Source organism: Arthrobacter sp. TJ-170 (assembly GCF_058269305.1).
On record NZ_JBZCNL010000006.1, the window covers coordinates 86371 to 104316 of the forward strand.

The following is a 17946-nucleotide window of genomic DNA, read 5'->3' on the forward strand; positions in this document are numbered from 1 at the left end:
GCAATGGCGCCACACCTCCCGCTCGCGTAGAAATAAGGGATGGACAGCTTGCTGGTACTCGGCCCGATGCTCAGGTACGTCGACGAGACGACGGCAAGTGTGTGGGTGGAAACGCGCTCGACCGCCAGTGTGCGGGTCATCGCCGCCGGCCGGGAATGGGAAACGGGAACCTTTGCGGTGCGTGGGCACCACTACGCGCTGGTTGAGGTGGACCGGCTGGAACCAGGATCGAGCTCGGCGTACACGGTGGAAGTCGACGGCCAGCGAGTGTGGCCGGAGGACGGATCGCCGTTCCCTGCGCCGACCATCCGTACCCTGGATCCGGAACGCCCCTTGCGACTTTCCTACGGTTCCTGCCGGACGAGCGAAGCCAACGACGTTGCCACGCACAAGGAGCACGGAGTGGACTCCCTGCTGGCGTTCGCACTCGACCTCGCCGCCCGTGATGAAGGGGCCCGACCGGATCTCATCGCGTTTCTGGGTGACCAGGTGTACGCCGACATTCCAAGCGATGAGATGCGCCAGCTCATCAGCGACGATCGCGGAATCAGCACCAAGCTGGACGCCGAGCTCCGCAACTATGAGGAGTACACGCAGGTCTATCGGCTGGCATGGTGCGGGCAGGCCATCCGGTGGCTGCTTTCCACTGTCCCCAGCGCGATGATCTTCGACGACCACGACATCCGTGACGACTGGAACTCCTCGCTGCTCTGGAAGAAGAAGGTAGCGGCACTCCCCTGGTGGCATGACCGCATCGTCTCCGGTCTCGCGTCCTACTGGGTGTACCAGCACCTCGGGAACCTCTCCCCGACCGAGCGCGCCGCCGACGAAGTCTGGCAAACCATCAAGTCCCACCAGGGACCGGAAGAACTGGACCTCAGCGCCGTGGTCGAGGCAGTCGTCGAGGAGGCTGACCGCGACCCCGAGCGCTACCGCTGGAGCTTCTGCCGGGACTTCGGCGATACGCGCCTGATCGTTCTCGATTCGCGGGCGGCGCGCGTCCTGGAACCCGGTCGGCGCTCGATGCTCGACCACAAGGAACTGCAGTGGCTGGACGAGTTGATGCAGGGTGATCGGCGGCACCTGTTGGTCGCCACGTCCCTCCCGTTCCTGCTTCCGCGGGGCCTCCACCACATCGAAGACTGGAACGCCGTGCTCGCCGATGGCCGCTGGGGCGAACGCCTTGCCACGGTGGGCGAATGGATCCGCCAGAAAATCGACCTCGAGCACTGGGCCGCGTTCCCGGACAGCTTCCGCGCCGTCGCCACCATGGCCACGGAGGTCGCCGAAGGAAGGCGCGGCGCCGCCCCTGAAACGGTGACCTTCCTGTCCGGCGACGTCCACTTCTCCTACATCGAGGAAGTGGATCATCCCATGCAATCCCGCGTCCTGCAGGCGGTCTGCTCCCCGATCCGTAATCCGCTCCGGCCTGCGCTGCGCTGGGTTGCAGCGTTGCTGTCGACGCGGGTGGCCGGCCCCCTCGGCGGCATGCTGGCCCGTTTCGTCCCGCATCCGCCGTTCCACTGGTCCACGCTGAAGAGCCCGTGGTTCGACAACAACCTCGCAAGCCTGGAGGTGACCGAGGAGGGGTTGAAGCTGCGGTGGGACACCGGCGTCGTCAGCGGCGACCATGCTGCCCCGACGCTGAAGGAAGTCACCTCGATCACCATCGTTCCGCACCCGGTGACCGCTCGGGACGCATCCTGACCCTTCCCAACAACCCTTGACGCTCCGGGCGTGACGGGAGTTTCGTTGGAGCATGGAGTGGTTGAGCGGCGTGCTCGACGCCGAGGGATACGAAGTGGGGCGGCACATCCTCCAGCGCGGAGTGGCCGCAATCTACCTCATCGCTTTTATCTCGGCCATCAACCAGTTCCCGGCGCTGCTCGGCGAGAAAGGACTGCTGCCGGCTCCCCGGTTCATCGAACGGGCGGGCAAGCGTGCCGGCCCCACGCTGTTCCGCTGGCGTTACTCCGACCGGCTGCTGCTGGCGGTGTGCTGGGTGGGCAGCATTATCGCGGCGCTGCTGGTGATCGGGATTCCGCAGGCCGGGCCGCCGTGGCTCCCGATACTCGCGTTCCTGATTCTGTGGGCGCTGTACCTGTCGATCGTGAATGTAGGCCAGGTGTTCTACGGCTTCGGATGGGAGAGCCTGCTGCTTGAAGCCGGATTCCTCGTGGCGTTCCTGGGCTCCAACGAGGTGGCACCTCCGTTCCTGGTGCTGCTGGCCATCCGGTGGCTGGTGTTCCGGCTGGAGTTCGGCGCCGGGATGATCAAGATGCGCGGCGACCGCTCCTGGCGTAATCTCACCGCGCTCTACTACCACCACGAAACCCAGCCGATGCCGAACCCGGCCAGCCGCTTCTTTCACCTGCTCCCGAAACCGCTGCACCGCATGGAAGTGGCCGGGAACCACTTCACGCAGCTGGTGGTGCCGTTCTTCCTCTTCGCGCCGCAGCCGGTCGCGGGCGTTGCCGCGATCATCATCATCGTCACGCAGGGCTGGCTGGTGATCTCGGGGAACTTCGCGTGGCTCAATTGGATCACCATTGTCCTCACGTTCGGCGCGGTGCCCGACTCCTTCTATGAAGCCCTCGGCTTCACGATCGGGCCCACTTACAGCACGACCCCGGTCTGGTTCGCCGCCGTCGCCGTTCTCACGACAGTTTTCATTGCCTACCTGAGCTGGCAGCCGCTGCGGAACCTGTTCGCGAAGCGGCAGTTGATGAACGCCAGCTTCAACCGCTTCCACCTTGTCAATGCGTATGGTGCGTTCGGCAGCGTGACGAAGGTCCGGTATGAGGTGATCGTTGAAGGTACAACTGACGACGGCGAACCGGGTTCCCGCTGGGAGGAGTACGAGTTCAAGGGCAAGCCCGGCGATCCCAGCCGCACGCCGCGCCAGTACGCGCCCTACCACCTGCGCCTCGACTGGTTGATGTGGTTCCTGGCATTAGGGTCCGACGGCGGGTGGTTCACGCCGCTGCTGGTGAAACTGCTGGAGGCGGATCCAAAGATCCTGAAGCTGCTGCGGCATGACCCGTTCAACGGCGAACCACCCAGATACGTGCGTGCCCGGGTATTCCGCTACCGTTTCTCCACGCACGAGGAGAAACGGGTCAACGGGCTGGTCTGGATGCGGGAGGAAGCCGGGACGCTCGTGGATCCGGTGTCCCTGAAGGCAGGCCATCGGCGTTGAGGACGCGCGGTTTGCATAGCCAGCCGCCGTCGTCCCTGTTTGAATGGAGGGGACTATCAAAAGGGGGAACGCAATGAACTACACCAAGCTCCTGCTGACCGGCGGCACGTCGCTGCTTGCCGGCGTCTTCCTGTTCCTGGTGCCGCTGAGCGAGATCGTCGACGGCACCGCCGGCGGGCTGGACTGGTTCCTCGCGGTCATCGGAGCGTTCCTGCTGCTTGAGGGAATCGCCATGTTCTTCCTCGGGATGCAGGCGCGCAAGCGCGACCTCAAGCGCGCACGCACGTACGGCGAAGAGTCGAGTGGAAAAACCTTCGACGACGACCGGCCGCACAACCCGCACCAGTACCCGAGCGCCGGGATGCAGGGCCAGGCCGGACCAGGCGGGATGCCGTGAGCGGAATGAACGACTTCCCGCAGCGCTATGCAGCGGCCGTCGCTGCGACTCGGCGCAGAACCGTCTGACCCGCTCGTAACGTTTCAACTCCCACTCCACTAGAGCCGAAATCGGTTTACAGTTGATCGGGTGAACAATCTGCCTGCATCCCAGGCTCAAACCCCACGCTATGTTCCCGGCATCAAGTACATCCTGATGTTGGGAGCCCTCGCCGCCCTGCCGGCCGTCACCACTGACATGTACCTCCCGTCTCTTCCCGCGGTTGCGGAGGACCTGCGGGCGAGCCAGGCGGCCGTGCAGTTCACGCTGTCCGGGATGCTGCTGGGCGGAGGTGTCGGGCAGCTCGTGATCGGTCCGCTATCCGACCGGTTCGGGAGACGATTGCCGCTCATCGTCGGGATCACCCTCCACGTGGTGATTTCACTGTTGTGCTCGATCGCGCCCGACATCGCCACGCTCATTGTGCTTCGCGTTCTGCAGGGATTCTTCAACGCGGCCGCCGCCGTCGTCGCCATCGCGGTTATCCGCGACAGGTTCGTCGGGTCCGACGCCGCCCGGCTCCTTTCACGCCTGATGCTGGTCATCGGCGTTGCCCCGCTTTTCGCTCCCACCGTGGGGCAGGCGATCGCCGGAGTGTGGCACTGGCGCGCGGTGTTCTACGCCCTTGCACTGATCGGGGTAGCCCTCGTGATTATCGTCTGGCGGTTCATGCCGGAGACCCTGCCGGAGGAGCGGCGGCGGTCGAGTCACGTGAGGCACGTGGCGGGCGGTTACTGGCACCTGCTGCGCAACGTGCGCTTTATGTCCCTCGCGGTCATTCCGGGGCTCGGCCTCGGAATGATCATGAGCTACGTGGTGGGTTCACCCTTCGTGTTCCAGGACCAGTACGGCCTGAGCCAGGCACAATTCGCGATGGTCTTCGCGCTGAACGGGGTTGCGCTGGTGCTATCTGCGCAGGTGAACGCATCGTTGGTCCGGAGAATCGCTCCAGCGCGGCTCCTGCGCACGGCGGCGGTCGCTCAACTGCTGTTCGCGCTGATCCTGCTCGCAGTTGCGGCCACCGGGTTCGGCGGCGTCGTTGGGCTCTGCGCTGCCCTGTGGCTGGTCCTCGGCACCCAGGGCATGATCCCGGCCAACGCATCGGTGCTAGCTCTCAACTCCTACGGGCACATGGCGGGCACTGCTGCAGCAGTGATCGGCGCTCTGCAATCCGGCGTGGCTGGGATTGTCAGTCCGGTCGTGGGGCTTCTGGGCGGCGATGCCGTTTCCATGGCGGTGGTCATGCTCGGCACTGTGGCGCTCACCGTCGTCGTGCTCCTGTGTGGCACACCGGTGTTCCGCAAGGGCGGCTGGCAAGCTCTGGAAGTTCCGGAGGAAACGGCCGCCGCGAAGCCCTAGTCGCTGGGACTGGTGTCCGTGGTCAGCTCGCGGTCATCGTCGCCCTCCTGGTCTTTCTCTTCGGCAGGCCCTGCGGCTTCGTTGACGCCCTCGGCGACACCCTCGGCTTCGTCTGCGGCTATGTCCGCGGCTTTTTCATCATCAGTGCGCTCAGGGTCCCGCGATATCGGATTGTGCTCATTCTGAAGACCGTCCTGTACGCCGTTCTGCGAATCACCGGTACTCATGAGTTCCTCCTACGATCATTCCCCGTTGATTCCACCTACGTTACCGCGCAGCGTGCACCCATGGGCGTGTGCCGAACCAGCAATCGGGCAAGGATGGCAGACTCAATTCATGCGCAAACTCTCCCCCGCACGCGGACTGTGAAAATCGGCGACGCGGACTCCCTGCCGCAACGCGCTCCCTGGTGGTGGTATCCGGTTGGATCCCGTGAAGGCTTTGCTCCGCGGCATTTTGCGGCGACAAGTCCGGGGCAGCGCTGGGTCCGGGCGATCGACATTGATGCTGCGCCTGAGGAGCTGTTCGCCTGGGTCACGCAGTTGCGCAGGGCGCCCTACAGTTACGACTGGGCCGACAACTTTGGACGCCGAAGCCCTCAATCGATTGACCGGGCTCTGGTGAACGTTTCCGTTGGTGACTCTGTAATGACCATCTTCACCGTGATTGCGGTTGTGCCGGGGACATCGATGACTGTGAGCATGAACAAGGGAACACCGCGCTCGCTCTTCGGAGCCCTGACGGTGCACTATGAGGTCGAACGCAGGGGTGCGCAGTCGCGTCTCATCGTGGAGATGGTTGTTCCGCGGCCTCCCGGACCACTGAAGACTTTCCGCCGATACGCACTCGCATGGGGAGATTTGTTCATGATGCGCAAGCAATTGAAGGAATTGAAGCGTCTGGCTGAGCGGTCCCGGCCTGCGACTTAGGACTTGCTGGAGGCTTCCGGACCCCCGGGTGTGTCCGACTGGCAAGGGATGGCAGACTCGTCCCCATGCGTGAACTCGTGATCCTAGGCACCGCCTCCCAGGTTCCCACCCGGACACGCAACCACAACGGTTACTTGCTCCGCTGGGACGGCGAGGGCTTGCTCTTCGACCCGGGTGAGGGCACACAGCGGCAGATGACCTACGCCGGCGTCGGCGCTTCGAGCATCACCCGCATCTGTTTGACCCACCTCCACGGCGACCACTGCCTCGGCCTCCCCGGGGTCCTGTCGCGCATGGTGCTCGACGGCGTAACCCACCCGGTACACCTCCACTACCCCGCGTCCGGGGAAGAGTCGCTCCGCGCGCTGGTTTCGCTGGCGACACCGGGCCTCGACCTGCGATTCAGGCCGCATGGCTCGGCGGGTACCATCGCTGACGGCCTGGAAGTGCAACCGCTGCGGCACCGGATCGAGGCCTACGGCTACCGGTTGAGCGAGCCCCCGTCGCGCAGCCTGGTGCCGGATCGCCTCGCTCACGCCGGAATTTCAGGACCCGACGTCGGCCGTTTGCAGCGCGAAGGACGCATCGGCAACACCACGCTTGCGGACGTCAGTGTCCCGCGTCCGGGTCAGAGCTTCGCCTTCGTCATGGACACTGCGGAGTGCGAGGGCGCCGAGTCGCTGGCAGACAGCGCCGACGTACTCGTTGCGGAATCTACCTTCAGCAACGACGACGCCGGTCTTGCTGAGCAGTATCTGCACCTCACCGCCGGGCAGGCGGGCGCGCTGGCCGCTAACGGCAATGCGGGGACGTTGATCCTCACCCATTTTTCGTCGCGGTACCCGGATGTCGGCCTGCTGGCGGAGCAGGCAACGGCCGCCGTCGTCGGCACGCAGGTGATCGCGGCGAGCGACCTGGACCGAATCCCGTTCCCGAAGCGCCGCCGTGTCTCCTGAAGCAGGCCCTCAGGGCGAGTCAGAGGGCGCGGGCAGTTCGGCCAGAAGCTCGGGGCGCCGCTTGCCCAGTTCAGTGTTCAGGACGTCGAGAGCGTCGCGGACGGGGCCGTCGTCGTCCTCCTTTGCAAGCGCCAGACGAGCGCGGCGAATAAAAGCATCACCGTCGTTATCGCCTGAGCGCAACTCCCGCAACGGTGCCAGCAGGGCGGCCCGGCGGAGCCAAGGATCCGAGCTCGACGCCCACCGGTCCAGCACCTCTTCGGCGTGGGCGCGCTCCGGCCCCGCCAGGCGCGCCGCCAGGGGTCCGACAACGTCGACCGCGATCGGGTCCACGAGCGCGTCCTTCCGGCTATCCCTCACATACCGCTCCAGCCGGGCGAGATCAGAGTGTCGAAGCAGCGCCACTTGGGTCTGCAGCAGCACGACGGCGGCAAGGCGCCTCTCGAACACCGGCTCAAACCACAGTTCAGCGCTCAAAAGGAGCACGTCCTGCCGATCCATGCCGCGATACTTGCGGACGGCGTCGCGCACGGTGCCGCGGACCGCGCCGACGGAGGACCCGTAATAGCGGAGTCCATCGTCGAGCGCGTTCAGTGCATCAGCCCGGTCCCAGGACGCCTCGCGCTGAAGCGCTGCGTCAATGAAATCAACTGCCCCGCTCAAGGCTTAGGAGCGGGGTGTTCCCGGGTCATTGGGATTTACTTCAGGACCATTCCCGGGGCCGCGCAAGTGCTTCTGCGCCGAACCCCGGGCGTCCTGGATCTTGTCCTGGTGCTTACCTTTGGTGGCCTTGTCTGCGGCGTCCGCCACACGGTCCACCACCTTGCTGCCCATCTGCTTTGCCTTCGGACTGTTGATCGCCTCCCGAACCTTCGGGTTTCGAGCGAGTTCCCGGGCAATCTTGCCGAGCGAGCCTAATCCAGCCATGACGCGGTACCTATCTTCGTAGTGATGTTCTGCCAATACCAACGTAGCCGCGCGGCAAATAATCCCCGGGTAGAGCTACTACCCGTGCGGGTTTATTTCTCGAACCGTTCCGGGCGGAAGGTAGCCAGCATAGGGTGCTTTTCGCCCGTCAGTATCTCCCCGGCCAGGAGCTCCCCTGCGATCAGACCAAGGGTGGCGCCCGAGTGGGTGAACGCAACGAAACACCCCGGGACCTTCTGCAGCTCACCGAAAACCGGCTCTCCATCGCCCGGGATAGGCTTGCGGCCGATCTGCCAGGAGGCCGCCTTGAGTTGCGGCGTCCCCTCGATCAAGGCGGAGGCCTCGTCCGCGAGTTCCTGGACAACGGCTTCCGGGATGGAAAAGGTGCCGTCCGGATGCTCCGTGATCTGCTCCTCATACCAGTCGTGGTCAAGGGCAAGGGTGCTATCAGGGTTCGGGCGTACGGCGGCACGGGGCGTGTTCATCACAGCTCGAACTCCGTGTTCCGCCGGTTCAGTCAGTACAAGCATGGACACCGGCGAGGCGTCGTCGATGTGTACACCCAGGCCGGCGACGACCGCGGGCGTCTGGGGTCCGCATGCAACCAGAACGACGTCGGCTGCATAGGCCTCCCCGTCGGCCGCCGCAACACCTGCCGCCCGGCCCTGATCGTTCACGGTGACCGACACCTTACCGGCGTGGGTGACGAGGTCACCGCCCAATTCCTTGAACTCCTCCATCAGGAACTCGATGAGATGAGGCAAACTCACCCATCCTTCCCCCGGATTGAAGATGGATGCTGCTCCCGCAGTGGCGCTATTCACGTTGGGTGCGCAGCGGTTGAGCTGCTCAGGGGCGATGAGGTGGGAGTCGTAGCCCTGTGCCTTCTCGTACTTGTGGCGTTTCACCGTCGCTGCGCTGTTCGCTTCGATATCCCAGAACAGGCCACCGTCGAAGCGCAGCCAGTCGCGATCAGGATCGGAAGCAAACAGCGTGCGGTACCGGTCGATCCCGGCCAGGCGAAGGTCATGGTAGGGGCGGGACCGTTCCCCCGCCGAGTTCAGCCAGGACAGTGATCTACCGGAGGCCCCGCTGGCGAGTTCCCCCTCACTGAGCAAGACCACTGACGCACCGCCGCGAAGCAGGTGGACGGCTGTGGAGACTCCCAGGATGCCGCCACCGATGACGGCAACTCTCCGGGCAGGTGATTCCAGGGACATAGCAGCTCTCTTTCTCAAACTGACGGGCCTAAAGCAGGCCGTGGATTTCTTCAATAATTTTGAGGACGGAAACGGAGTCGGCCGGGTCTGCTGGCAGTTCCCCACCGTTACGGATAGCACCGGCCAGCAGCCGGTAATACTCGGGGTAATTGCCTCGCACGGTTGGGACGAACTGCTCCTTCTCCCCTGCGCCCAGCTCACCCCAGCGAGATTCGGGCTCAACCCCATAGTGGGGATCTGATGGTGAAAGCCCGCCGTCCAGTGCCGGCTCCTGTCCATCGAGACCCCATTTCGTGTAGGCCGAACGGGAACCGAGCACATGGAAGCGGGGAGCCGGGCGGGCCGCCAGTCCGTTCATCCATAAGCGGGAACGCACCCCGGACTCGTGGAGCAGCGACACGAAAGTGTCTTCATCCGCATCTGACACGCTGCTCGCCGAATGGCGTACGGCTTCCGCATGCAGGTCCTTAACCGGCCCGAACAGCACGACTGCCTGATCAATCAGGTGGCTTCCGAGGTCAAAGAGAATGCCGCCCCCCTCGGATATGCGGGCTTCGTCCTTCCAGCTTCGGAAACCTTCAGGCATCCACCATTCAAAGCGCGACTCGAACGTGCGCACATCGCCCAGGTGGCCGCCGTCGATCAGTCTGCGGACGGTGAGGAAATCACCGTCCCAGCGCCGGTTCTGGAAAACCGAGAGCACGACGCCGGCGTCACCCGCCTTCGTGATCAACTCCTCGCCCTCGGCAGAAGTGGGGACGAACGGCTTGTCTACAACCACGTTCAAACCGCACGCTACTGCCTGCTCCGTCAGCGCATAGTGGTTGGCCGGCGGAGTTCCAAGCACGACCAGATCCAACTCATCGGTATGCGCGAACACATCCTCGGGGTTTGCGAGGATTTTGGTGCCCGGGTACAGGGTCTCCGCCTGGGCCGCGCGGTCGGGATTGCCTGTGACAATCACATCCAGCGAATAGTCGGGGTTCGCCGCAATCAGCGGCGCATGGAACACCCGACCTGATACCCCGAAACCGACGACGGCGGTGCGCAGGGGTTTTCCGGCTTCCACTAGAGCACCTCCGAGAGGAATCGCTGCAGCCTCGGGGACTGTGGCCGGTCGAACAGGTCCGCCGGTCGCCCGGCTTCAACAACCTCGCCTTCATCCATGAAGACCACCTGGTCAGCGACCTTGCGTGCGAAGCCCATCTCATGGGTGACGACGACCATGGTCATTCCCCGTTCGCCGAGACCCGCCATGAGGTTCAATACACCCTTGACGAGTTCGGGATCCAGCGCGGAGGTGACCTCATCGAAGAGCATGACCTCAGGCTCCATGGCGAGGGCGCGGGCGATCGCGACCCGCTGCTGCTGCCCACCGGAGAGGTCGCGGGGGCGATGGTCAGCCCGTTCGGCCAAACCAACTTCCTTCAGGCGCTCCGCGGCCAGTGCCCTGGCATCGGCTCTGGACATCCGCTTGACCCTCCACGGAGCAAGGGCAACATTTTCGAGTGCTGTGTGGTCGGGGAAGAGATTGAAGTGCTGGAAGACCATGCCGATGCGCAGGCGCAGCGCATCGGGCTGGTCCTTCAGCACGCTGGTCCCGCCCAGAAGGACGTCCCCGCTCTTCGGTTCGTGGAGACGGTTGATACCCCTGAGCAGCGTGGACTTTCCTGATCCGGAAGGCCCGATGATGCATGTTGTCGTTCCAGGGTCCACGGTGATGTTCACGTTGCGCAGTACGTCGACATCGCCGTACGCCATGGACATTCCCCGCAACTCGAGGCTTGATCCGCGGAATGTCTTGGCTTCCGGAGTGGCGATGGCCTGGCCCATCGGTGTTGTCTGGTTCATCGTCCGCTCCCTGTGGTTGCGCTCTCGATTTCAGTTACTTCCTTCAGTCCGCTGGTGGGCGCAGCCGGACGACGGCGCCCGCCGGCCCGGAAGCGCTGGTCGAAGTAGTTCACGAGGTGGGTGAGTGGCACCGTGATAATGAGGTAGAACAGCCCCGCCATGACGAGGGGCGAGAGGTTGCCGGTGAGCACTGCTGCGTCCTGTCCCACCCGGAAGAGTTCCCGTTCGGATACGAGGAGGCCGAGGAAGTAGACCAGGGAGGAGTCCTTGATGATGGCGATGAACTGGTTCACCAAAGCCGGGAGGACCCTGCGTATGCCCTGGGGTACTACGACGAGTGCCATCGCGCGGCCATAACTCATGCCCAGTGCACGGCATGCTTCCAGCTGACCCCGTTCAACGCTTTGAATACCGGCGCGGAAGATCTCGCCGATGTAGGCGCTGGCAATCAGGCTGAGTGCGAGAATGCCCAAGGGGTATGGCGAGGGGCCGAATATCTCCTGGCTCATCCGTGCGAATCCCTGTCCGATCAGGAGAATCGTCAGGATGGCCGGCAGTCCGCGGAAAAGGTCGGTGTAGATGCGGGCAGGAATGCGCAACCATCGCGACTGCGATATGCCCATGATCGCGACCACCATTCCGAGCACAACGCCGATGATAGTGGCGCTGACAGAAATGATCAGGGTATTGATGAGCCCCACCTGAAGCAGTTGGGGCAACACTGCCATCATGGCTTCAAAGTCGAGGAACGTTCTTGCGAGGGTATCGAGCAGGTCCATTATTGGCTCTCAGTCGTCATACGGTTCGCTGCGCAGTACAAGATGTGCGCTGCGTCGGTCACTTGCCGGAAGTTTGCTCGGCTTCGGGCAGGTACTGCTCAGGCATAGGAGATCCCGGGAACCACTTCTGGTATAGCTCCTTCCAGGTCCCGTCTTCCATTGCGGCGGCCAGCGCTTCATTGAGGGCTGCCTGGAATTCTTCCTTCCCCTTTGCAATGGCGAAGCCGGCGGGGGCGTCGAAGGACGGAATGTCGGCTGCGCTGACCAGTCCGAACTTCTCCATGTAGTCCTTGGCTGCTTCATAATCGAGGAAGTGTGCGTCGACGGTGCCGCTGTTCACCGCGGAAATTGCGGTGTTGTTATCCGGGAAGCGCACCAAGTCGGTTTCGGTGAAGTTCTTGACCGCGTAGGCCTCCTGGAGCGTCCCCTGCACCATGCCCAGTCGCCGGCCCGCCAGCGCATCCTCGCCCGTAACTCCCGATCCTTCCGTGGTGATCACGGTGAGGTAGCCGGCAAGGTAGCCATCCGAGAAGTCGACCGTTTGCTTGCGTTCCTCGGTGATGCCGATTGCGGCAACGCCGACGTCGAACTGCTCGTTCGCCACGGCAGCGAGTAGGCCGGAGAAGTCCTGACCGGTGAAGACGACTTCCTCGATCCCAATACGTCCGGCTACATCCTCGAACAGTTCAACGTCGAACCCGGTGAATTGCCCCGACTCATCGGTGAAGGTGTACGGCTTGGCGTCACCGAGACTTGCAACCCGGATCTTCCCTGGTTCGATCAGCCCGTAGGGGTTGCTTTCGGCCGTGTCGGAAACTGCTTCGCTGGCGCAGCCTGTCATCACCAGAAGTGACAGCGCCGCTGCTGCCATTGCGACGGTGGGGCGGAACTTGGAACGGATATTCATCATTGATCCAATCTCTATCAGTGGGGTGCTAGTGGTGTGCCTCGGTTGCCGTACTTGTTGAGTCCGGTCTCAATGGCTAGGATGAGACCGGGCTCACAAAGGTTGATGAGGAATCTACGCGCACATCGAGAGATACGTCAACCCCACCATTCGAAAGGCTGCATATGACGACCTCCAGTTCCCGGAAGCGGGACATCACCGTTGCCGACGTGGCCCGCGAAGCGAAAGTGTCGAAAGCGCAGGCGGCGAGGGCTCTCGGCGGTTACGGGGCTGTGAGCGAGGAGGTCAATTCACGGGTCCTGGCGGCGGCGGAGCAATTGGGTTACAGGCCCAACGAGCTTGCGCGCAGCATGAACACGGGAAGGTCCAACACGATCGGCGTTGTGGTCGGGGATATTGAGAACCCCCATTTCGGACTTGCCATGCGCGGCATTTCCGATGCCGCGAAACGGGCCGACTACGACGTCATCCTCATCAACACCGGCGAGGACCTGCAAGCCGAGATTGACGCAGTGCGGGTCCTGCAGGACAAGCGGGTGGACGGCCTGATTGTTGCACCCGCTTCCTCCTCCAGCACGCAGCACCTGCAACAGATCGTTGAGGCTGGCCGCCCGCTGGTGCTTTTTGACCGTTCAGCGCCCGGAGTCGACGTCGATATGATCGCTTCCGATGTCGAGCAGGCCGCTTACGATGCTGCAAAACTCCTCATCAACCGCGGTCATGAGCGCATAGCCTATATATCGGCGCTCGAGACCGGAGGTGCCGAGTATCAAAGCGGCAGAGCGCTGGAATCTTCAGCGGTCGGCGAGCGCATTAGCGGCACCCGGCGGGCCTTCAATGAAGCCGGGGTTCCGTTTCACGATTCCTTCATCCGACTGGGCGCCAACACCACAGAAAGCGTCCAGTCAATCCTCAATGACCTGCTGTCCAGTGGCGAGAGAACAACGGCGATTGTTGCCTCTGACAGCCTCGTCGCACTGAGTGTTCTGGAGATACTGCGCTCCATGGACGTGAGAATCCCTGAGGACCTTTCCTTCGTGATGTACGACGATTTTCCTTGGACCCGGCTGGTTACGCCGCCGCTGACTGTGGTTTCGCAGCCGGTCTACGAACTTGGGCAGGCAGCGGCCACCACGCTGCTGCACCGCATCCGCGGCGTTGCTCCACCGGTCCTGCCTGTGTTTCCCGCCACCCTGATCGAGAGGGAATCGGTGGGAGCGCCCTCCCTCTCTGCATTCGCGTCGTAACACGCTGACCCACCCGGTATGCCGTTCGTCACAGATCGCCCCCAGAAGTTATCCGCAGCCCGGGCGGCGGATATCCTAGCTGCATCACCGCACCCAACCTGTCGACGTCGAAGCCGTCCGGATCAGCGCGGAAACCGAGCCACTGAACCTGCCGCACTCCCGTTCTGGAAGCCAGCGGCAAACGCCGGAACAACCGGCGAGAGAGAGGACCTGATCATCGTGGATCATAACCCTTCAGTCACCCGCGACACCTGGATGAGCCGGGAGGCACTGGCCGAAGGGATGATTCCCGTCATCGGCCGTCTGTACCGCGAAAACAACGTGGTCACCAGCATTCACGGGCGCAGCCTGATCAACAAGTCCACCATGGGCATCCTCAAGGCGCACCGCTTCGCACGCCGCATGAGCAAGGAAGAGCTGCTCCTCGAAGAGACTGCTCCCCTGCTGCGCATCCTCGCCGACCTGGAGTTGGGAGCCGCGTCCATTGATGTCGCCCGCCTCAGCCAGAAGTACAAGGCCGACGGCGGTGACGCCTCCCTGGAAGAGTTCCTCCGGGCGGAGCTGGCCGACGTCGTCGGGAAGCGCGGCGCGGATGCGCGGACGAGCACCGACGTCGTTCTCTATGGTTTCGGCCGCATCGGCCGCCTGGTGGCCCGGCTGCTCATCGAGAAGGCAGGCGGCGGGCACGGTCTCTGCCTGCGAGCGATCGTGGTGCGCAAGGGCGCCGATAATGACCTCATGAAGCGCGGAAGCCTGCTGCGGCGCGACTCGGTGCACGGGTCCTTTGAGGGCAGCATCCAGGTGGACGAGGAAACCAACACCATCACCGCCAACGGCGTGCGGATCCAGGTCATCTACTCGAATGACCCGGCAACCATCGACTACACCGCGTACGGCATCAACAACGCGCTCGTCGTGGACAACACCGGCCGCTGGCGTGACGAGGAAGGCCTCAGCCAGCACCTGCAGAGCAAGGGCGTTGCCAAGGTACTGCTGACGGCGCCGGGTAAGGGCTCGCTGAAGAACATCGTCCACGGCATCAACCACACGGATATCACCGCCGATGACCGTATTGTCACCGCCGCGTCCTGCACCACCAACGCCATTACCCCGGTGCTCAAGGCGATCAATGACGAGTTCGGCGTCGTGCACGGGCACGTCGAGACCGTTCACTCGTTCACCAATGACCAGAACCTCATCGACAACTTCCACAAGGGCGACCGCCGCGGCCGCTCGGCTGCGCTCAACATGGTCATCACCGAGACGGGTGCCGCAAAGGCCGTCGCGAAGGCGTTGCCTGAATTGCAGGGCAAGCTCACCGGCAGTTCCATCCGCGTACCCACCCCGGATGTGTCGATCGCGATCCTCAACCTGTCCCTCGAGAGCGGGACGACCAAGGACGATGTCAACGACTACCTCCGCGAAATGTCGCTGCACTCCGTGCTGCGCAAGCAACTGGATTACATCGACTCCCCCGACGTCGTCTCCACCGACTTCGTGGGCTCACGCCGCTCAGGAACCATCGACGGTCTCGCAACCATCTGCAATGACAACAACCTCGTACTCTACGTCTGGTACGACAACGAGTTCGGTTACAGCTGCCAGGTAGTGCGCGTCATGGAGGAGATGGCCGGAGTCAATCCGCCGTCGTTCCCGGCGAAGGAAGCCATTCCGACGGCGGAGCTTGCCTCCATCCGCTAATCCTCGAAAAGAGGCCCCCCGCTCGCCCGCAAGCGAGCCTATACTTTCGCCATGGGAACGGCCCTTCTGTTCGGGGTGGTCGCGTCGACGCCGCTGATCATCGGTTCACTCATCGGCGTCCGCTTCAAGCTGCCGAAGCGGGTTCTCGCGATCATGCTGTCTTTCGCTGCGGGTTCCTTGATAACGGCACTTGCCTTCGAACTGTTCCAGGACGCCTACGAACGCGGCGGGATTATGCTGGCGGCGGTGGGCCTCTTCACCGGTGCCCTTGTCTTCACGGTGCTGAGCGCGTTGCTGGACAAGTGGGCGCAGCCCGGAGGGAAGGACACTCCCTCCGACGAGTATCAGGGCAGTGCGAAGCTCGATACCGACGCGGCCGCCGAGGATGAAAAGTCATCCGCCGTGTCAACCCGCGGCGCTGCCGGTCTCGCGCTACTGGCCGCTGTCACGCTGGACGGCGTACCGGAGAACGTAGCCCTCGGCGTTGCGCTCGGCGGGGGCACCGGCGGGCTGGCGCTCCTCGCGGCCATCTTCGTGTCCAACCTGCCCGAGGCACTTGTCGGCTCCGCCTCCATGCAGAGTCAGGGGATGCCAAAGGGGCGCATTGTCGGCCTCTGGTCGGCCTGCGCCGTACTGCTGGTAGCCGCCGTCGTGATCGGAGCCGGCCCGCTTTCCGGTGCCACCGAGCAGACGATCTCGCTCCCTCTGGCCTTCGCGGCCGGCGCCGTGATCGCGTCTCTCGCGGACACCCTTATGCCGGAGGCCTACGAGCACGGAGGACCCGCAGTCGCCATGAGCACTGCGGCAGGCTTCGTCCTCGCGTTCGTTCTGTCGCTCATGTAGGAGCGGCCGCCCTATAGTCGAACAATGGAACAACGCACACTTGGCAGAACACAACGCAACGTCTCGACCGTCGGTCTGGGAACATGGCAGCTGGGAGCGGACTGGGGAGACGTCCGGCCCGAGGACGCCCTCGCGGTCCTTGAGGCCGCCGCCGACGCCGGAGTGAACTTCTTCGACACAGCGGACGTTTACGGTGACGGCCGGAGCGAACAAACTATCGGGAACTTCCTGAAGGCAAACCCAGGCCTCGACATCACGGTGGCCACCAAAATGGGCCGCCGGGTCGACCAGGTGCCCGAAAACTACACCCTCAAAAACTTCAGGGAATGGACCGACCGCTCCCGCCGTAACCTGCAGCAGGACACCCTGGACCTTGTCCAGCTGCACTGCCCGCCGTCGGCTGTGTACTCCTCATCCGAAGTGTATGACGCCCTCGACACCCTTGTGTCCGAAGGGGCCATTGCCAATTACGGAGTCAGCGTTGAAAGGACGGACGAAGCCCTCGAAGCGATCCGCCGCGGCAACACCGCCACCGTGCAGATCATTCTCAACGCGTTCCGGCTCAAGCCTCTCGATGAAGTACTTCCCGCCGCAAAGCAAGCCGGAATCGGCATCATCGCCAGGGTGCCGCTGGCCTCGGGCCTGCTGTCCGGCAAGTACACCAGGAACACGGAATTCCCGGAAAACGACCACCGCAACTACAACCGCACGGGTGCAGCGTTCGACGTCGGTGAGACTTTCTCCGGCGTGGACTTCGAGACTGGCCTGGCAGCCGCGGACGAGTTCACGTCGTTGGTGCCAGACGGCGGGAGCACCGCCCAGGCCGCACTTGCCTGGATTATCGCCCAGGACGGCGTCACCACAGTCATTCCCGGAGCCCGGTCCGCTGCTCAGGCGCGGGCGAATGCGGAAGCAGCGGGGCAGTTGGACCTTGGCAAGAACATCGGGTCTGGTGTACAGGACATCTACAACCGCTACTTCCGGGAAGCGGTCCACCCTCGCTGGTAGCAGGCCTCGACGGAGCTCGGCCACCGTCCTAGTGTTGAAATTCCAGGACGCGATCGGAAAGGACATTCACCATGGATAAGCTCAGTGAAGTTCGCGAAGGGATGGACGTCTTCGATGCCGCCGGCAAAAAGGTCGGCACGGTGAAGGAAGTAAAGATGGGCGACCCGGAGGCGGTCACTCCGCAGGGCCAATCCGAGGAACGCCCCGGGATCGTCAATTTCTTCTCTGGTGCCTTCTCCTCCGAGGACGTCGATGAGGAACGTAGCCAACGTCTGCTCAGGCTAGGCTACGTGGAGGTGGACGGGACCGGTATCGGCAACCACTTCTACGAGGAAGCCGACTCCGTGGAAAGCGTCGACGAGGAAGGCGTTCACCTCAACGTCTCGCGGGGCTAGCCAGCGCAAATAAGCGTCACAAGAGAGCAGGACCGTGGGAACAATTCCACGGTCCTGCTCCTTTCAGGCGGCCACTCCTACCCGGTGAATAGTGCGGTGACCCTGGTGAGGGTCTGGAAGATTCCATAGGCCAGCGGCAAACCCACGAGTGCCCATACAACGACCAGACGAGCCTTGCTTATTTCCATT

General features: G+C 63.4%; 20 protein-coding genes. 11 read left to right on the plus strand and 9 right to left on the minus strand.

The window, feature by feature from the left end; genetic code table 11:
- The first annotated feature begins 39 nt into the window (after positions 1-39).
- The 4 genes from AC4D1W_RS12240 (at position 40) to AC4D1W_RS12255 (ending at position 4994) form a co-directional block, all read left to right on the plus strand.
- The gene (locus AC4D1W_RS12240; protein ID WP_490898918.1) at positions 40-1707 is read left to right on the plus strand and encodes an alkaline phosphatase D family protein; all 1668 of its coding nucleotides are present in this window, start codon (positions 40-42) and stop codon (positions 1705-1707) included.
- Positions 1708-1759: 52 nt separating this feature from the next.
- Positions 1760-3199: a lipase maturation factor family protein gene (locus AC4D1W_RS12245; protein ID WP_490898919.1), complete on the plus strand. Its 1440-nt coding sequence runs from the start codon at positions 1760-1762 to the stop codon at positions 3197-3199.
- Between the two features lie 73 nt (positions 3200-3272).
- Positions 3273-3596 carry a hypothetical protein gene (locus tag AC4D1W_RS12250; protein WP_490898920.1) on the plus strand — a complete coding sequence of 108 codons (324 nt, stop codon included), beginning with the start codon at positions 3273-3275 and terminating at the stop codon, positions 3594-3596.
- Between the two features lie 129 nt (positions 3597-3725).
- Positions 3726-4994 carry a multidrug effflux MFS transporter gene (locus AC4D1W_RS12255; RefSeq protein ID WP_490898921.1) on the plus strand — a complete coding sequence of 423 codons (1269 nt, stop codon included), beginning with the start codon at positions 3726-3728 and terminating at the stop codon, positions 4992-4994.
- On the opposite strand, the gene AC4D1W_RS12260 is transcribed toward AC4D1W_RS12255, so the two are convergent.
- Positions 4991-5221: a hypothetical protein gene (locus AC4D1W_RS12260; protein ID WP_490898922.1), complete on the minus strand. Its 231-nt coding sequence runs from the start codon at positions 5219-5221 to the stop codon at positions 4991-4993. The two genes, AC4D1W_RS12255 and AC4D1W_RS12260, sit on opposite strands and share 4 nt — an antisense overlap.
- 93 nt (positions 5222-5314) lie before the next feature.
- Here AC4D1W_RS12260 and AC4D1W_RS12265 point away from each other — a divergent pair, with 93 nt between their 5' ends.
- The gene (locus tag AC4D1W_RS12265; protein ID WP_490898923.1) at positions 5315-5923 is read left to right on the plus strand and encodes an SRPBCC family protein; all 609 of its coding nucleotides are present in this window, start codon (positions 5315-5317) and stop codon (positions 5921-5923) included.
- A 65-nt stretch (positions 5924-5988) separates the two neighbouring features.
- Complete coding sequence (locus AC4D1W_RS12270) at positions 5989-6879, plus strand: ribonuclease Z (protein ID WP_490891963.1); 891 nt, start codon at positions 5989-5991, stop codon at positions 6877-6879.
- A gap of 9 nt (positions 6880-6888) precedes the next feature.
- Here the strand turns inward: AC4D1W_RS12270 and AC4D1W_RS12275 are convergent, their stop codons facing one another.
- The 7 genes from AC4D1W_RS12275 to AC4D1W_RS12305 form a co-directional block, all read right to left on the minus strand.
- The gene (locus AC4D1W_RS12275; protein WP_490898924.1) at positions 6889-7542 is read right to left on the minus strand and encodes a DNA alkylation repair protein; all 654 of its coding nucleotides are present in this window, start codon (positions 7540-7542) and stop codon (positions 6889-6891) included.
- Positions 7543-7545: 3 nt separating this feature from the next.
- A complete protein-coding gene (locus tag AC4D1W_RS12280) occupies positions 7546-7806 on the minus strand; it encodes an antitoxin (protein WP_490891959.1) in 261 nt (86 codons plus the stop codon).
- 92 nt (positions 7807-7898) lie between these two features.
- A complete protein-coding gene (locus AC4D1W_RS12285) occupies positions 7899-9026 on the minus strand; it encodes an NAD(P)/FAD-dependent oxidoreductase (protein WP_490898925.1) in 1128 nt (375 codons plus the stop codon).
- A 28-nt stretch (positions 9027-9054) separates the two neighbouring features.
- Positions 9055-10095 carry a Gfo/Idh/MocA family protein gene (locus AC4D1W_RS12290; RefSeq protein ID WP_490898926.1) on the minus strand — a complete coding sequence of 347 codons (1041 nt, stop codon included), beginning with the start codon at positions 10093-10095 and terminating at the stop codon, positions 9055-9057.
- The gene (locus tag AC4D1W_RS12295; RefSeq protein ID WP_490898927.1) at positions 10095-10877 is read right to left on the minus strand and encodes an amino acid ABC transporter ATP-binding protein; all 783 of its coding nucleotides are present in this window, start codon (positions 10875-10877) and stop codon (positions 10095-10097) included. The genes AC4D1W_RS12290 and AC4D1W_RS12295 overlap by 1 nt, the downstream gene beginning before the upstream one ends.
- Positions 10874-11656 (minus strand): amino acid ABC transporter permease, encoded by a 783-nt coding sequence (locus AC4D1W_RS12300; RefSeq protein ID WP_490891952.1) that lies wholly within the window; start codon positions 11654-11656, stop codon positions 10874-10876. Before AC4D1W_RS12300 ends, AC4D1W_RS12295 begins: the two co-directional genes overlap by 4 nt.
- A 58-nt stretch (positions 11657-11714) precedes the next feature.
- On the minus strand, positions 11715-12563 hold the full coding sequence (locus AC4D1W_RS12305; protein ID WP_490899009.1) for an ABC transporter substrate-binding protein: 849 nt from the start codon (positions 12561-12563) through the stop codon (positions 11715-11717).
- 164 nt (positions 12564-12727) lie between these two features.
- Between AC4D1W_RS12305 and AC4D1W_RS12310 the strand changes: the two genes are divergently transcribed.
- The 5 genes from AC4D1W_RS12310 (at position 12728) to AC4D1W_RS12330 (ending at position 17757) form a co-directional block, all read left to right on the plus strand.
- Complete coding sequence (locus AC4D1W_RS12310) at positions 12728-13810, plus strand: LacI family DNA-binding transcriptional regulator (protein WP_490898928.1); 1083 nt, start codon at positions 12728-12730, stop codon at positions 13808-13810.
- Between the two features lie 219 nt (positions 13811-14029).
- Positions 14030-15511, plus strand: coding sequence for a glyceraldehyde-3-phosphate dehydrogenase (locus tag AC4D1W_RS12315; RefSeq protein ID WP_490898929.1), 1482 nt, complete (start codon positions 14030-14032; stop codon positions 15509-15511).
- A 51-nt stretch (positions 15512-15562) separates the two neighbouring features.
- Positions 15563-16354: a ZIP family metal transporter gene (locus AC4D1W_RS12320; RefSeq protein WP_490891950.1), complete on the plus strand. Its 792-nt coding sequence runs from the start codon at positions 15563-15565 to the stop codon at positions 16352-16354.
- A gap of 24 nt (positions 16355-16378) precedes the next feature.
- Positions 16379-17362 carry an aldo/keto reductase gene (locus AC4D1W_RS12325; RefSeq protein ID WP_490898930.1) on the plus strand — a complete coding sequence of 328 codons (984 nt, stop codon included), beginning with the start codon at positions 16379-16381 and terminating at the stop codon, positions 17360-17362.
- Between the two features lie 71 nt (positions 17363-17433).
- Positions 17434-17757, plus strand: a complete 324-nt coding sequence (locus AC4D1W_RS12330; RefSeq protein WP_490898931.1) for a hypothetical protein — start codon at positions 17434-17436, stop codon at positions 17755-17757.
- Between the two features lie 77 nt (positions 17758-17834).
- Here the strand turns inward: AC4D1W_RS12330 and AC4D1W_RS12335 are convergent, their stop codons facing one another.
- A complete protein-coding gene (locus AC4D1W_RS12335) occupies positions 17835-17945 on the minus strand; it encodes an MFS transporter small subunit (RefSeq protein ID WP_490891944.1) in 111 nt (36 codons plus the stop codon).
- Position 17946 lies beyond the last annotated feature (1 nt).

Excerpts from the sequence above, each read along its gene's own strand:
- AC4D1W_RS12285 (WP_490898925.1), bottom strand. The coding sequence starts at position 9,026 with ATGTCCCTGGAATCACCTGCCCGGAGAGTTGCCGTCATCGGTGGCGGC.
- AC4D1W_RS12260 (WP_490898922.1), bottom strand. The coding sequence starts at position 5,221 with ATGAGTACCGGTGATTCGCAGAACGGCGTACAGGACGGTCTTCAGAAT.
- AC4D1W_RS12265 (WP_490898923.1), top strand. The coding sequence starts at position 5,315 with ATGGCAGACTCAATTCATGCGCAAACTCTCCCCCGCACGCGGACTGTG.
- AC4D1W_RS12335 (WP_490891944.1), bottom strand. The coding sequence starts at position 17,945 with ATGGAAATAAGCAAGGCTCGTCTGGTCGTTGTATGGGCACTCGTGGGT.
- AC4D1W_RS12310 (WP_490898928.1), top strand. The coding sequence starts at position 12,728 with ATGACGACCTCCAGTTCCCGGAAGCGGGACATCACCGTTGCCGACGTG.
- AC4D1W_RS12240 (WP_490898918.1), top strand. The coding sequence starts at position 40 with ATGGACAGCTTGCTGGTACTCGGCCCGATGCTCAGGTACGTCGACGAG.
- AC4D1W_RS12305 (WP_490899009.1), bottom strand. The coding sequence starts at position 12,563 with ATGAATATCCGTTCCAAGTTCCGCCCCACCGTCGCAATGGCAGCAGCG.
- AC4D1W_RS12270 (WP_490891963.1), top strand. The coding sequence starts at position 5,989 with ATGCGTGAACTCGTGATCCTAGGCACCGCCTCCCAGGTTCCCACCCGG.
- AC4D1W_RS12280 (WP_490891959.1), bottom strand. The coding sequence starts at position 7,806 with ATGGCTGGATTAGGCTCGCTCGGCAAGATTGCCCGGGAACTCGCTCGA.
- AC4D1W_RS12295 (WP_490898927.1), bottom strand. The coding sequence starts at position 10,877 with ATGAACCAGACAACACCGATGGGCCAGGCCATCGCCACTCCGGAAGCC.
- AC4D1W_RS12300 (WP_490891952.1), bottom strand. The coding sequence starts at position 11,656 with ATGGACCTGCTCGATACCCTCGCAAGAACGTTCCTCGACTTTGAAGCC.
- AC4D1W_RS12325 (WP_490898930.1), top strand. The coding sequence starts at position 16,379 with ATGGAACAACGCACACTTGGCAGAACACAACGCAACGTCTCGACCGTC.
- AC4D1W_RS12250 (WP_490898920.1), top strand. The coding sequence starts at position 3,273 with ATGAACTACACCAAGCTCCTGCTGACCGGCGGCACGTCGCTGCTTGCC.
- AC4D1W_RS12320 (WP_490891950.1), top strand. The coding sequence starts at position 15,563 with ATGGGAACGGCCCTTCTGTTCGGGGTGGTCGCGTCGACGCCGCTGATC.
- AC4D1W_RS12330 (WP_490898931.1), top strand. The coding sequence starts at position 17,434 with ATGGATAAGCTCAGTGAAGTTCGCGAAGGGATGGACGTCTTCGATGCC.
- AC4D1W_RS12245 (WP_490898919.1), top strand. The coding sequence starts at position 1,760 with ATGGAGTGGTTGAGCGGCGTGCTCGACGCCGAGGGATACGAAGTGGGG.